13 protein-coding genes are annotated in these 13072 nt (G+C 65.4%); 8 read left to right on the plus strand and 5 right to left on the minus strand.

What is annotated here, in order from left to right; genetic code table 11:
• Nucleotides 1-20 precede the first annotated feature (20 nt).
• Nucleotides 21-788, plus strand: coding sequence for a DUF7001 family protein (locus CV102_RS02255; protein WP_148856212.1), 768 nt, complete (start codon nt 21-23; stop codon nt 786-788).
• A 10-nt stretch (nt 789-798) separates the two neighbouring features.
• Here CV102_RS02255 and CV102_RS02260 read toward each other — a convergent pair whose 3' ends face one another.
• Complete coding sequence (locus CV102_RS02260) at nt 799-4302, minus strand: PAS domain-containing protein (protein WP_148856213.1); 3504 nt, start codon at nt 4300-4302, stop codon at nt 799-801.
• A gap of 169 nt (nt 4303-4471) precedes the next feature.
• Here CV102_RS02260 and CV102_RS02265 point away from each other — a divergent pair, with 169 nt between their 5' ends.
• Complete coding sequence (locus tag CV102_RS02265) at nt 4472-4882, plus strand: acyl-CoA thioesterase (protein WP_148856214.1); 411 nt, start codon at nt 4472-4474, stop codon at nt 4880-4882.
• 53 nt (nt 4883-4935) lie between these two features.
• Here CV102_RS02265 and CV102_RS02270 read toward each other — a convergent pair whose 3' ends face one another.
• Together CV102_RS02270 and CV102_RS02275 are read right to left on the minus strand one after the other, a co-directional pair.
• Nucleotides 4936-5601: a class I SAM-dependent methyltransferase gene (locus CV102_RS02270; protein WP_148856215.1), complete on the minus strand. Its 666-nt coding sequence runs from the start codon at nt 5599-5601 to the stop codon at nt 4936-4938.
• 12 nt (nt 5602-5613) lie between these two features.
• Nucleotides 5614-6513: a thiamine-phosphate synthase family protein gene (locus CV102_RS02275; RefSeq protein WP_148856216.1), complete on the minus strand. Its 900-nt coding sequence runs from the start codon at nt 6511-6513 to the stop codon at nt 5614-5616.
• A 135-nt stretch (nt 6514-6648) separates the two neighbouring features.
• Between CV102_RS02275 and CV102_RS02280 the strand changes: the two genes are divergently transcribed.
• A complete protein-coding gene (locus CV102_RS02280; RefSeq protein WP_148856217.1) occupies nt 6649-7005 on the plus strand; it encodes a hypothetical protein in 357 nt (118 codons plus the stop codon).
• Between the two features lie 67 nt (nt 7006-7072).
• On the opposite strand, the gene dcd is transcribed toward CV102_RS02280, so the two are convergent.
• Both dcd and CV102_RS02290 read right to left on the minus strand, forming a co-directional pair.
• On the minus strand, nt 7073-7675 hold the full coding sequence (gene dcd / locus CV102_RS02285; RefSeq protein WP_148856218.1) for a dCTP deaminase: 603 nt from the start codon (nt 7673-7675) through the stop codon (nt 7073-7075).
• A 64-nt stretch (nt 7676-7739) separates the two neighbouring features.
• Nucleotides 7740-8291, minus strand: a complete 552-nt coding sequence (locus tag CV102_RS02290; RefSeq protein ID WP_148856219.1) for a YIP1 family protein — start codon at nt 8289-8291, stop codon at nt 7740-7742.
• Nucleotides 8292-8410: 119 nt separating this feature from the next.
• Here CV102_RS02290 and pth2 point away from each other — a divergent pair, with 119 nt between their 5' ends.
• From pth2 to CV102_RS02315, 5 genes are all read left to right on the plus strand, one after another.
• Nucleotides 8411-8749: a peptidyl-tRNA hydrolase Pth2 gene (pth2, locus tag CV102_RS02295; RefSeq protein WP_148856220.1), complete on the plus strand. Its 339-nt coding sequence runs from the start codon at nt 8411-8413 to the stop codon at nt 8747-8749.
• A gap of 66 nt (nt 8750-8815) precedes the next feature.
• Nucleotides 8816-9466, plus strand: coding sequence for an alpha/beta hydrolase (locus CV102_RS02300; RefSeq protein WP_148856221.1), 651 nt, complete (start codon nt 8816-8818; stop codon nt 9464-9466).
• Nucleotides 9467-9837: 371 nt separating this feature from the next.
• On the plus strand, nt 9838-11199 hold the full coding sequence (truD, locus tag CV102_RS02305) for a tRNA pseudouridine(13) synthase TruD (RefSeq protein WP_148856222.1): 1362 nt from the start codon (nt 9838-9840) through the stop codon (nt 11197-11199).
• Nucleotides 11200-11760: 561 nt separating this feature from the next.
• Entirely contained in the window at nt 11761-12204 is a 444-nt protein-coding gene (locus tag CV102_RS02310; protein ID WP_148856223.1) for a zinc ribbon domain-containing protein, read from the plus strand.
• Between the two features lie 139 nt (nt 12205-12343).
• Nucleotides 12344-13072 carry a DUF2103 domain-containing protein gene (locus CV102_RS02315; protein ID WP_148856224.1) on the plus strand — a complete coding sequence of 243 codons (729 nt, stop codon included), beginning with the start codon at nt 12344-12346 and terminating at the stop codon, nt 13070-13072.

The raw sequence follows: 13072 nt of genomic DNA on the forward strand, positions 1-13072 counted from the left end.
GTGGTACGACTAGGTAATATATGGTCGATCAGATCGCGCTCTACCGGGCACCGACGACGGTCGCTGACAGCGAGGAGGTTGCTAATTGGCTCGAGCCGCGCGTCGACGCGACGGTCGCCGTCCGCGACCGGTTTCTCGAAGAACACCGAACCGACGAACTTCCCGAGCGCTTCGCCGAGGCGCGGGTTCTCTCGCCGTACGACCGCGAGACCGGGAACACCATGCTGGGTACCATCCGGTACGAGGAACGCGCCCTCGAGAACCCCGAACGCGAGGGCGGGGTGCTCTACGACGGCCAGCAGGTCCAGCGGGCGCTCAACAGCGCGCTTCCGGCCGACGAACGGGGCCTCGAGACGCTCCACGTGGCGATACTGGACCGGGCGATCGGTACCTGGGGCGAGCACGACGGTCGCTGGCACAAGCGAGTGAACGTCCTCGGACAGCCGGCGCTGATCTCGGTACCCGGACTCTACGAGGCGCCCGCAAAACCCGAGGCGTACTACAAGGAGAAACAGCGCCACTCGCTGCTCTCGGGAGATACGCCGCCGCGAGAGGTGCTCGAGAACCGCGTCGAAGGCGAGTTCCTCGTCGAGAACGACCCGCGGACGACCGACGCCCTGAAAGGGTACGTCCTGCAGGCGTACGACTTCCTCGAGACGGGCGAGAGCTTCTGTGACCGTGAGGGATGCCGACTCTTCAACGCCCACTACCACGAGGACCTGATCGCGGCACAGCTTCGCGAACCGGAGTTCTGCACCGAGCACGCACGACGGTACGGCCGGTCCTGATCGAGTACTCCTACTCCTCGGTCGCCTCGGGCAGCGTAAACGAGAACGTCGCCCCTTCGCCGGGCTCGGAGTCGACCCGGATCTCGCCGCCGTGGCGCTCGACGATCCGGCGGGTGAGCGCGAGGCCGATCCCCGTTCCGCTCCCCTCGTCCTGGCTGTGGAGGCGCTGGAACACCTCGAAGACGCGGTCCTGATCGTCGGGATCGATACCGATCCCCTCGTCGCGGACCGATACTCGCCACTTCGAGCCGGTGCGTTCGGTTTCGACGTGGATCCGCGGCGGCCCGTCCCCGCTGTACTCGATCGCGTTCGACAGCAGGTTCTGGAACACCTGGCGCAACTGTTCGGCGTCGCCCTCGACGCGGGGAAGCGGTTCGGTCGTGATCTCGGCGTCGGTCTCCTCGATTCGAAGCTGCAGGTCCGCGAGCACGTCGTCGAGCACGGCGTCCAGATCGACGGTGTCGAACGGATCTCCCTGCGCTTCGACGCGGGAGTACTCGAGCAGGCCGTCGATCATATTGCTCATTCGCTCGGCGCCGTCGACGGCGAACTCGATGAACTCCTCGCCGTCATCGTCGAGGTCGTCGGCGTACCGCTGCTCGATCAACTGGAGGTAGCTCGAGACCATCCGCAGCGGTTCCTGGAGGTCGTGGGAGGCGGCGTAGGCGAACTGCTCCAGGCGTTCGTTGGACTCTTTCAATTTTCGCTGGTACTCCTTGCGCTCGGTGATGTCGGTGAGCGTCACGACGGCACGGCTGACCTCGCCGTGCTCGTCTCTGACCGGCATCCCGTGCTCCATGATGATTCGTTTCTCGTCGTCGAACGTGCGTATTTCGTACACGTTAGGCTCGGTGACCGCCTCGCCGCGAAGCACCTGGGACATCGTCCACTCCTCGGGTTCGACCGGCTCTCCCGAGTCGGCCCAGACGGCGGAGTACTTTTCGTACTCCTCGACGGACTCCGCGTCGAAGACGTTCCCACCCCAGATTTCCTTCGCGGTGTCGTTTGCCCTGCGCAGCGATCCGTCTCCGTTCGCGACGACGACGCCGACGGGCAGCACCTCGAACAGCGTTTCGAGCTCCTTCCGCCGCTTCTCGGCCTCGATCTCGGCTCGTTTGCGCTCCGTGATGTCCGTGAGCGCGCCGGGAAACGTCTCCGGGTTGCCCTCGTCGTCGCACTCGACGTGACCGCGGGCGACGACCCACCTGAGTTCGCCGTCGGCGTTCCAGACGCGATACTCGGCCTCGTACTCACTGCAGGTCTCGACGGCTTCCTCGATCTTCGCTTGCACGCGGTCGCGGTCGGCGACGTGGATCGACGACACCATCCGTTCGAGCGACACTCCTCCCCGTGCGTCCTCCGGATCGACGCCGAATTTCCGGGCGAAGGAGGCACCGGTGACGAACCGGTCCTCGGGAATCTGCCACTCCCAGGTGCCGACGGCGCCGGCCTCGGTCGCGGCCTCGAGTTGCGCTTTGGCATCGCGCAGGTACCGCTCGCGTTCCTTCTGCTCGGTGACGTCCTGTGCCATCGTCATCCCGGCGAACACGTCCCCGCGCTCGTCGGTGATCGGCACCGCGTGGACGACCCACTCCGAGCTGGCGTATTCGACGTTGACCGACTCTACCTCGCCGTCCAGTGCGGCCTCGAGCGCGGGTTCGAGGGCCGCGGCGATCTCGTCGGGCCAGGCTTCCCGTAACTGACACCCCTCGAGATCGTCCGGATCGACCGGCAAGTCCTCGAACGCCTGGCCCGCCGCCAGCGTGTACTCGAGGTCGTGATCGAACAGCGTGACGATCCCGTTCGGGAAGTGCTCGACGAGCGTGCGGTAGCGTTGCTCCGACTCCTCGAGTCCGCGCTGGGCCTCGACCCGCTCGGTGACGTCCTGTGACATGCCCATGGCGGCGACGACGTCGCCGTTGCCGTCGCGAACGGGGACGAAGTGGAACTGATAGACGTTATCGTCGATCGCCCGTTCGAACGTTCTGGTTTCGCCCTCGAGGGCGGCCTCGTAGTGCGGGACGACGACGTCTTCCAGTTCCGACGGCAGTGCCTCGCGAAGCGGTTCTCCCTCGAGATCCGCTCTCGTTACGTCGGTTTCTCCCTCCGGCGTGCCGCCGAAGGTGACGTAGTTGAGTTCCTCGTCGACGAGGGCGACGGCACCGTTGGGAAAGTGTTCGACGAGCGTCTGATATCGGCGCTGGGCCTCTTCGAGTTCCCGCTCGTGTTGCTTGCGCTCGGTAACGTCGCGACCCGAGACGACGAGCGAGACGACCTCACCCTCGTCGTTCGTGACCGGTCTGAAAACGCCACTCAGAGAGTACACCTCGCTGTTCGGACGGGTGAGATCGGCCTCGAAGTCCACGTACTCGCCGTCCGCCGCTCGTTCAACCCACTCCCTGACCTCGGGCTGGACACCGGCGGACGAGCACCGCGAGTCCGCCGAGGATCGCTCACCACCGTCGCTCTCTCCCCACCACGGGGTTTCCCAGAACGGCTCGCCGGTCACGTCCTCGAGGTCGGCCTCGGTGTACTCCATCGCCGTCCGGTTGATGTCGAGCACCGTTCCATCGGGCTCGAGGAGGCCGACGAGAATGTTCGGATCGTCGAAGATCGCTTCGAAGCGCCGTTCCTGGCGCTCGAGTTCCTGCTCGCGCGCTCTGCGCTCGGTGACGTCGCGGAAGTAGACGGAGAGCCCGGTCTCCGAGGGATAGGCGTGAACCTCGAACCAGCTGTCGAGCGGTTCGGGATAGTACTCCTCGAACGAGACGGACTCCTGGTCGAACATCGCGTGCTCGTAGGTCGGCTTGAACTCCCGATCGACTGCTTTCGAGAACACGTCCCAGACGTTCTTCCCGACCAGCTCTCGGTTCTCCGGATTGATCAACTCGTGGGCGCGCTCGTTGAGGTACGTAAACTCCCAGTTCTCGTTGAGTGCGAAAAATCCGTCCGAGATGCGCCCGTGCATCTCCTCGAGTTCGTGTCGCGCCCGATGGTTTTCGATCGCCGTCGCCAGAACGCTCGCGACGCGCTGTGCGAAGTTCACGTCCTCCTGTGTGAACTCGCGGTTCTCCGTCGTGTGCACACCCAGTACGCCCCACGGGTTCCCGACCGGGCCGACGACGGTGCTGATTCCGCTGTCGACGTCGCAGGTGGTGAGCAACTCGAGCCCGGAAGAGCGGCCCTCGGTCTGGAGATCGGTGACGACGGTCGGATCCTCGGCGGACAGCGTCTCTCCGATCTGCGAATCCGACTCGACTGGCACCGTCGCCGAGCCGACCAGTCCGTCGCGCCATCCGACGCCGTGTCTGAGGTAGAGTTCGTCGCCACCGGAACGCGACTCGAGGAGCGCCACGTACTCGGCCTCGAGGGTCGTAGCGACGGCTGCCGTGGCCTCGTGCAGTAACCGATCGATATCGTCCGTCTGGAGTGCTTGCTGACTGAGGTCGGCAACGACTTCCTGCTGACGTACCCGTCGCTGGAGTGGCGTGTCTGCGTCGGAAGTCGAATCCATTGGTTTCAATACTAACGGGCGGTCTGTAAGCCCTTCTATCTGGTCATCGATCGGTCGTTTCGTTCGTCGATGCAGGCGACTGATCCCCCGTGGCGGAGCCGGTCGACCGACTCCTGGATCCCGTCGGAAACCGGAGTGTACTTCAGCGGGAATCCGTTCGAGAAGAGATATGAGCGACGCATTTACCGTCGAGGTCCCGGTTCGCTATCGCGACCTCGATCCGATGGGCCACGTCAACAACGGCGTCTACGCGAGCTATCTCGAGGAAGCCCGGATCGCCTACATCGAGTCAGTCCTCGAGCGCGGGGACGAAACGTTTACCTCCGTTATCGCGAACCTCGAGATCACGTATCGGCAGTCGATCGAGCTAGGTGACGATCCGACCGTCTCGCTCACCGTGACCGAACTCGGCACGACGAGCTGTACGATGGCCCACGAGTTCCGGGTCGACGGCGGGGTCGTCGCCACGGCCGAGACGACGATCGTCCACGTCGATCCCGAGGAACAGAAGCCGACGCCGATCCCCGAGCCGATTCGAGAGCGCATCCGCGAGCACGAGGGGCTCGAGGCGTCGGCGTAGTCGCAGCCGACAGCGACCGCTTTTCTTACGCGACCGGTCTCCCGTCGGTCCCCCTACGCGATCCGGCCACCAGTCAGTCGAACGACGCCGAAGACGTGCGTCTCGTCCGCGATCGCTGCCGACCGCTCGCGGAGGCGGGCGTGGGCGGTATCGATCTTCCGATCGAGCCGGAGATGGGGCTCGTTCTCGTACCGGAGTTTCGTCGTTGGCGGCGTCGAGAGGACGACGATCGCTCGGAAGACGGCGTTGACCGGCGGGGCGTACCACGCGTCGCTTCGAGCGGCGTTCGCGAGGACGACGTGGCCGCCGGAACCGACGAGGTCACACCAGTCGTCGACCGCGCTGGCGGGATCCTCGAGCATCCCGACGACGAACGTGGCGAGGACCGCGTCGACGTCCTCGCCGACGGGCGGACTGGTTGCGTCACCCCGAACGACGTGGACGTTGTCGTACTCGGCGGTCAGTTCGCGGGCGCGCTCGAGCACCGGCCCGGTGAAATCGACCCCGACGACGGTGCCGTCGGGCCCGACCTGCTCGCGGAGATAGGGGAGGTTCGCGCCGGTCCCGCAGCCCATCTCGACGACGGTGTCGCCGCGCTCGAGTCGGCAGGCGGCGGCCGCCCGCCGACGAAGCGGTGGGATTCCGGGTGTTCGACGGGCGATCAGGTCGTAGAGGCGTGCCCAGCGGCCGTAGAACTCCTGGGCCGTTTCGTCGGTCATAGTCACCACGGCTCAGAGCAGCGCTCGAACCGTCTCTGCGACCGACTCCGCGTCGGGCCCCAGCACGTAGATCAGCGGTTCGATCCCCATCCCGCCGGTCTGGTAGAGGACGGTCGCTTCGGGCTGGTCGTCGATCGCCGCGCCGACGCTCGAGGCGACGTCGTCGGACTCGTCGAACTCGGCGGTGACGTGTCCTTGCTCGGCGAGTTTCCCCAGCAGTTCACGATCGTACCTGATGTTGATCGCCGCCGAAGCGTTCGCGCCGTGGCGGCGCGCCGAGAGCAACACCGTCGCGACGTGTTCGGAGACGCCGAACTCGGGACTGCTCGGGATGGTCGTCTTCCCCTTGACGTCGAAGATCCGGCCCGGAACGCCCGCGACGTCGTCGACGTCCGCCGCGTCGGGCGTACAGGCGACCAGGTTCGAGCCGACTGCCGGAATTAGTGTGGCGAACCCGCTCGCGTTCTCGAGCAGGCGAAGGCCCCGCCGGAGCGACGAGAGCACGCGCTCGCTGGTCCGGAGTTCGCTCTCCGGATCGTGGATGCGAAAGCTCGAGCCGTGGTCGGCGAGTTCCGGAACGGCCTCCTCGTGAAGCTGGGCGAGCAGGTCGCCGCCGGTCTCGAGTTCCCGGATCAACACTTCGATCTCGATCAGCGCCTGGACGGGCGTCATGTCGCCGTTGGCGAGGCCGTCACCGAGTTCCTCGACGAGGGCGATGACGCGTTCCTCCTCGGCGATTCGGTCGTTGATCGTCACGTCACCGTGGGCGTACTTCGAGACGGCGCTCTGACTGATTCCCAGCACGGTAGCAACTTCGCTCTGCGTGAGTCCCCGTTCGCGGAGTTCGCCGGCGAGCAACGACCGAACCGTCGGCAGGAACTCGTCGACCACGATCTCTTCGACGAATTTCATCTGTTCGGTGGCGATACGAGCGCTGAGGGAATAACTTGTGGGTACTGCGACGGCGAGCGATCGGGGTCGACTCGAGCGGTGATTCGGTCGTTACGCACGTTTTATACGGCTATCGGGGAAACGTACTCGAAACGGATGAACACCGACGAATCTATCGCTCTCGTCCTCGGCTCCGGCGTCGCGACGTTTCTCATCGTCGGGGTCGCCGTCGGCGAACTCGCGAATCAGCTGATCGGCGTCTCGCTGCTCGTCGGTCTCCCCGTCGGTGCCGTGGCCGGAGCGATCGCGGTGGCCAGTGTCGCCACCGGGCTCTCCGAGGAGACGCCGCTTCGACATCGCCGCTGGACGGGTGGGTTCGCCGGATTCACGATCGGCTTCGCGCTCGGCGCCGCCGTCGCGGCCGTGATCTTGCACTTCGATCCGAGCTCGTCGGCTGCGCTCGGCGCGGCGGTCGGATTGGTCCTCGCCATCTGGATTTCCGGTCGGGTATAGGTCCAACGGCGGGCTTCAACAGAACCAGCCGTCCCGGCCGTATCGGTCGATTCCGATACCGAAGCTTTCAGTCCTCGCGTGCGAGCTGATCGCCGCCGAACTCGTCGTCGCTCTGGATCCGCGACGCCTGCGGGCCGTCCTGATCCTGGTACTTCGAGCCGCGGTCACTGCCGTAGGGGCGCTCGGCTTCGGTCTTGAGCTCCGTGAAGGTGAGCTGTGAGATGCGCATCCCGGGCGTCAGCGCGACGGGTGCCGATCCAAGGTTCGACAGTTCGAGCGTGATCTGGCCGCGATAGCCCGGATCGCACAGGCCCGCCGTGGCGTGGACGACGACGGCGAGGCGGCCCAGCGAGGAGCGCCCCTCGACGTGGGCGATCAGGTCCGCGGGGATCTCGACGCGCTCGTAGGTCGTTCCGAGCACGAAGTCGCCGGGGTGAAGGATGAAGTCGTCTCCCTCCTCGACGATCGTCTCGGTAACGTACTCGTCGACCTCGTTCTCGGAGTTCGGGTGGATACAGGGGATGTTCGTCCGCTGGAACTCGAGGAACTCCCGGCCCAGTCGGAGGTCAACGCTCGCCGGCTGAATCTGCAGTTCGGGATCGTCGAGGGGGTCGACGACGAGGTCGCCCTCCTCGAGTCGCTTCAGAATGTCCGCGTCGGAGAGGATCATGTGTTGACTCTCGAATGGGGCGCTCTAAAATGGACCGGAACGCGACAGCCGCCGGTCGCGTTCCTCACGCGAGTACGAACAGCGGCGCGACCACTAGCGTCGCACAGAGGACGACCCCGAGAACTGCGGTCGGCGTCGCCACGGGGCGCTCGAGATCGAACGCGTGCCGAAAGCCGTCCCGCCAACAGTAGCCCGCCCAGAGACAGGCGACGAGCGCGAAAACGACGGTCGCAGCGAGTTCGGTACTGGTCGCGGGATCGACGAACGGCCCGGACGCGCTCGCCACCGCGCCGACTCTGGCGACGATCGCGGGCACGAGCGCCCACGCGGCGAGCACCAGCGCGTCGGTTGGCTCGCCGTCGCCGCCGACGACCTGCCCCAGGACGTACACGACGAGGGTGAAGATGAGGAGCGTCAGGAGCGTCGATTCGAGCGTCTGGTAGAGCCACGCGAGGTACCTGGGTTCCACGACGAAGTCGCTGATAGACCACAGGTAGACGTTGGTACCGAGGGTCGCGAGCCAGAACGCGGCCGTGGGAAGGACTGCCTGCCGGGGATCGAACGCGTCGGGCCTGGAAAAGTACGCAGCGGGTGCAACGAGCGGGGTTCGGGTCATTCGATACGTCTCTACCGATTTATTCCAGTAGTAAAAACATGTCGGGGAAGTAACTCGCGACGCACCGGCGGGCGGTTTCGATCGCTGCGGCTATGGGGATCGGCCCCGTCGATCCGCCCATGAAACAGGCCATCGTCGCCCGCACCGACATCGGCATGGGTCAGGGAAAGCTCGCCGCGCAGGTCGCACACGCCTCGCTGTCGGCCTACGAGAAAGCCGACAAGCGAACCCGAAAGCAGTGGAAGAACGGCGGCCAGAAGAAGGTTGTTCTAAAGGGTGAGAGCGAGCGCCAACTCCACGAACTCTCCGAGATCGCGGACAGTCGGGGACTACCGAACGCGGTCATCCGAGACGCCGGCCACACGCAACTCGAGTCCGGGACGGTCACCGCACTGGCGGTCGGCCCCGGCGACGAGGAGGTCGTCGACCGGGTCACGGGCGAACTCTCGCTGTTCTGATCGCCGGTCGGCGTCTTCCTCGCCGGCTCACGAACCCCTTTTCCACTGGAGCGCGTTCGATCCGGTATGACCGACGGCCCACACGCGAACCAGCCGATCGAGCACGCCGGCGCCGACCTCGAGGATGCGTCGGCGGCGATGATCCTCGTCCACGGCCGCGGGGCGCGAGCGCGCGGGATGCTCGGACTCGCGAACGAGATCGGCCGCGACGACGTCGCGTACGTCGCGCCCCAGGCCCAGCGCGGCACCTGGTATCCGAACGCGTTCCTCGCGGCGCTCGAGGCGAACCAGCCCCACCTCGATTCGGCGCTCTCGCTGCTCGACGACGTCGTCGAGAGCGTCACGTCGGGAGAGAACGGCGCGATGCCGCTCGAGCGGACGATCCTGCTCGGCTTCTCGCAGGGTGGCTGTCTCGCAACCGAGTACGCCGCCCGAAACGCCGACCGGTACGGCGGTGTCGTCGCGCTGAGCGGCGGCCTGATCGGCCCCGAGGGAACCCCCAGAGAGTACGACGGCTCGATGGATGGAACGCCGGTGTTCGTCGGCTGCGGCGATCAGGACCAGCACATTCCGGTCGACCGCGTCGAGGAGACCGCGCGGGTGTTCACGGATCTCGAGGCCGACGTGGAGAAACGGATCTACGAGGGCGTCGGCCACACGGTACTCGAGGACGAACTCGAGTACGTGCGGGAACTGGTCGCGGACGTCGCGGAGTGACGGGGCGAACCCGTTCGACGGTATTTCAGTGTCAGTGCTTTTATTGGTCATATTTTCGCTCCAAAATAACGGGGAGACGGTTTGATTTCCAGCGGGAAGATAGCCGGAATTAGCGATGAACGCTCGGTGTCCGGAATGCGACGATGGGTTCGGCGAACTACTCCAAAAGAACAGCGACGACGGCGTCGTGACGGCGGATTTCGAGTGTGGTGATTGCGGACACGAGTGGTCGGCTCCAGTCTGACCATTCGCCCCGTGTTCGTGTTTTTTCACGTTCATCGTTCAGACTGGACGGTGCTCGATCCGGGCAGAGAGTTCGTCACCGAGAACGAACCGATTTACCGGCGGCGGTCTAACGGCCGGCAACGAGCATGCGTCCAGCCCACCCAACGGAGCAGGCCGTCGGTATCGAACAGTACGTGAGCGACACCGACGGCGTCGGCGGTCGGTTACGAGCCGAGGACGATCAGTTCCGGGTGCGCGAACTCGAGCGCTTCGACACCGAACCCGTCGACGCGCCGACGGACGCCTATCCGCACCTCGTCTTCCGGGCGACCCTACGGGGGTGGGACACGAACGACTTCGCATCCCGGCTGTCGGACGCGATCGGCGTCTCGCGGGAGCGCGTCAACTGGGCCGGGACGAAGGACAAGTACGCCGTGACGACGCAGCTGTTCTCGGTCTACGGCGCGGACCCCGAGAACCTTCCCGACGTCAACGGTGCCGAGATCGAGGTGCTGGGTCGGGCGGGGCGGAACCTCGAGTTCGGTGATCTCGCGGGCAACGCGTTCGAACTCGCCGTCGGCGACGCCGAACGGCCGGAGAACGCCGAGGCGATCACCGACGAACTGCACGAGTTCGGCGGCCTCGGGCGGCGAGGCAACGCAACCGGGGGCGAGGGAACCTCGATCGGCGTCCCCAACTTCTTCGGCCAGCAGCGGTTCGGCAGCCGACGACCGGTCACGCACAAGGTGGGTCTCGAGATCGCCCGTGAGGACTGGGAAGGTGCGGTGATGGCCTATCTCGGGAATCCGGCGGACGCGGAGCCCGAGGGAACGCAGGAGGCCCGTGCGTTCGTGGAAGAGACGAGAGACTGGCAGGAAGCCCTCGAACGGATCCCGAACCGCCTGCGTTACGAGCGATCGATGTGTCACGCGCTGGCCGAGTGCGAGGGCGAACCCGGGCCGGAGGACTTCCGCGCCGCACTCGAGCGCGTCCCCTCGAACCTGCAGCGCCTGTTCGTCCACGCCGCCCAGTCGTACGCGTTCAATCGGATGCTGAGCGAACGGCTCGAGCGTGGCCTCCCGTTCGATCGACCGGTCGCCGGCGACGTGGTCTGCTTTTCGGATACCGACGCTCCGGAGGGGCTCGAGCTACCGGACACGGACCGGCTCCAGCGCGTCGACGAGCGCCGGGTCGACTCGGTGACGCGCCACTGCGAACGCGGACGGGCGTTCGTGACGGCGCCGCTGGTCGGCACCGAGACGGAACTGGCCGACGGCGAACAGGGCGAGATCGAACGCGCCGTGCTCGAGGATCTCGATCTCGCGTCGGGCGACTTCGACCTTCCCGGGGAGTTCCACTCGACGGGAACCCGACGGGCGATTCTCGTCCGGACCGATCTGGAACTCGAGGACGAGCCGTTGACACTGTCGTTCGCCCTGCCGAAAGGATCGTACGCGACGGTCGTGGGACGGGAGTACCTCAAGGTCGATCCGGTGGATCTCGGTTGAAGAGAACGGGGTACGGTGGCAGGGACGGGTGCTGGTGTACGGAGCGCTGTTGCTGACGTACGGGGCACTGTCGCTGACGTACTGGCCGCAGTTGCTGATCTGACGTGGCGTGGCGCCCTGCCACAGCTATCGTACCGCTTCGACGAAGAGACGTGTGACTCCAGACTGTTTTGGGTCTGCCGGGTATTGCTACGAACCCACTGTTCGAACGGCGCACCGCTCGAGCAGCAGAGACGGGTACTCCTCCATCACCCCCTCTCGAATTGCCGGAGTCAGAGGAATCGAAGACGGTTCAGTCGAGCAGTGGTGTGTCAACGGATTGCTCCCGTACCGACCTGCCTACCCCCTCTGATGTCTCCGACAGTTGCAACGTGTCTACTCATATGATATAAATGAATTGTTTCGTCTAGGAACCGTCCGTTCGACGTTCGCGGTCTGCGGTTCCTGTGGGTTTCTGCCGATCGAAATCGATGGAATCCGGCAGATGTCCTCACCGTTCCCCTCTCGTCGCACCGCTCGACCGCTGTCAGATTTTTCTCCCTTCGAGTCCTCCACTCGAGTATGCGAAGCAAACGCATGCAACGCGAGATCGACGATCTCGTCGCGCAGGGGTGGAAGATCGAGGACGAGGGCCGAAACCGCGTCGTGATGGTCGATCGGGAGTTCGGCTCGGTCGCCTCGCACATCCTCGTCGCGGTCCTGACGATCTGGTGGACGATGGGGATCGGAAACGTCCTCTGGGGGGCGTACAACTACGTCTCGAACTCGCGTCGCCAGGTGCTCTGGGAGCGGACGACCGGCTGTCCGAACTGCGGGACCGACGTCTCCGAGGATGCCGCCTACTGCCCGTCCTGTGGCGCCGACGTCGAAACCGAAACCGCCGACGAGACCGGACTCGCCTGCCCGAACTGTGAGGCCGTCGTCTCGGCGGGCGCCCGGTACTGTCGGGCCTGCGGAACGAAACTTGCGGATGCGATGGGAACGTCGAGTTACAGTAACAACTGAAACGGTCCCCACACCGATCGCACGACGGCTGTACAATCGGGTATGCATTGATTTTCAGTGGCTACGATAGCCGACCAGTCACGGATCCCGCCAACCGAAAAACACGTTCGTTTTACACCTGTGTGCCGAATCGCTGACTATGGAGTGTCGCCACTGCGCTTCGCCGCTTAAGAAACCCGGCGACTTCTGTCTGGTCTGCCGGGAAGAGAACACGGAGGCGATCGTTCTCGATGCGGCCCGCGACCGGGCGACACTGACGATGCTGGCGAGCGACGACGTCGACGACCCCATTATCGGCGAGACGACGATCACCACGACCCCCGAGGACGGCGAGAACGAGGTCGTCGAACTGCGGAACTTCGCGGGCCTACTCGGCGACGAGATCCGCCGAAAGCGTCCGGAAGAAGTCTACGCCAGCGGCGAGCGCGCGGTGATCCGCGCGGTCAGGACCGACGTCCACTACCCCTTTTACCGCGTCGACGGCGAGGATCCCGTCGAGGCGGTGCTCGAGCGGCGCGGCAATCGAGCGCTCGAGGTGGTCGAGACGCCGCCGGCCGAGAAGATCGGCGGCAGCCACACGACGCTCATCGGCGGCCGAACCGGGATGCGCGCGATCCACACCGTCGCCGACCACCCCCACGTCAAGAAAGTCATCCCCGGCCCGATCGACGCGGGTGGGAAGGGTTCGCAGTCCGGACTCCGCGCGAAGGTGACCCGAGCAGACGACGGCGGCAACGTCCGAATGCTCATCCGGGACGGCTCGAGCGTCCAGGAGAATCGGGTCGTCACCACGGCGCCGAACCGAGAACTGGGTGAGCGGATCCGCGACGATCTCAACGACGTGCTCGCCAACTCCGAGTTCCAGTAG

The sequence above is a fragment of the Natronococcus pandeyae genome (assembly GCF_008122205.1).
In the GTDB taxonomy this organism is placed as follows: domain Archaea; phylum Halobacteriota; class Halobacteria; order Halobacteriales; family Natrialbaceae; genus Natronococcus; species Natronococcus pandeyae.

Bases quoted from the DNA above. Each gene is read 5' to 3' on its own strand.
- CV102_RS02255 (WP_148856212.1), top strand. From the start codon at position 21: ATGGTCGATCAGATCGCGCTCTACCGGGCACCGACGACGGTCGCTGAC.
- CV102_RS02260 (WP_148856213.1), bottom strand. From the start codon at position 4,302: ATGGATTCGACTTCCGACGCAGACACGCCACTCCAGCGACGGGTACGT.
- CV102_RS02265 (WP_148856214.1), top strand. From the start codon at position 4,472: ATGAGCGACGCATTTACCGTCGAGGTCCCGGTTCGCTATCGCGACCTC.
- CV102_RS02270 (WP_148856215.1), bottom strand. From the start codon at position 5,601: ATGACCGACGAAACGGCCCAGGAGTTCTACGGCCGCTGGGCACGCCTC.
- CV102_RS02275 (WP_148856216.1), bottom strand. From the start codon at position 6,513: ATGAAATTCGTCGAAGAGATCGTGGTCGACGAGTTCCTGCCGACGGTT.
- CV102_RS02280 (WP_148856217.1), top strand. From the start codon at position 6,649: ATGAACACCGACGAATCTATCGCTCTCGTCCTCGGCTCCGGCGTCGCG.
- dcd (WP_148856218.1), bottom strand. From the start codon at position 7,675: ATGATCCTCTCCGACGCGGACATTCTGAAGCGACTCGAGGAGGGCGAC.
- CV102_RS02290 (WP_148856219.1), bottom strand. From the start codon at position 8,291: ATGACCCGAACCCCGCTCGTTGCACCCGCTGCGTACTTTTCCAGGCCC.
- pth2 (WP_148856220.1), top strand. From the start codon at position 8,411: ATGAAACAGGCCATCGTCGCCCGCACCGACATCGGCATGGGTCAGGGA.
- CV102_RS02300 (WP_148856221.1), top strand. From the start codon at position 8,816: ATGACCGACGGCCCACACGCGAACCAGCCGATCGAGCACGCCGGCGCC.
- truD (WP_148856222.1), top strand. From the start codon at position 9,838: ATGCGTCCAGCCCACCCAACGGAGCAGGCCGTCGGTATCGAACAGTAC.
- CV102_RS02310 (WP_148856223.1), top strand. From the start codon at position 11,761: ATGCGAAGCAAACGCATGCAACGCGAGATCGACGATCTCGTCGCGCAG.
- CV102_RS02315 (WP_148856224.1), top strand. From the start codon at position 12,344: ATGGAGTGTCGCCACTGCGCTTCGCCGCTTAAGAAACCCGGCGACTTC.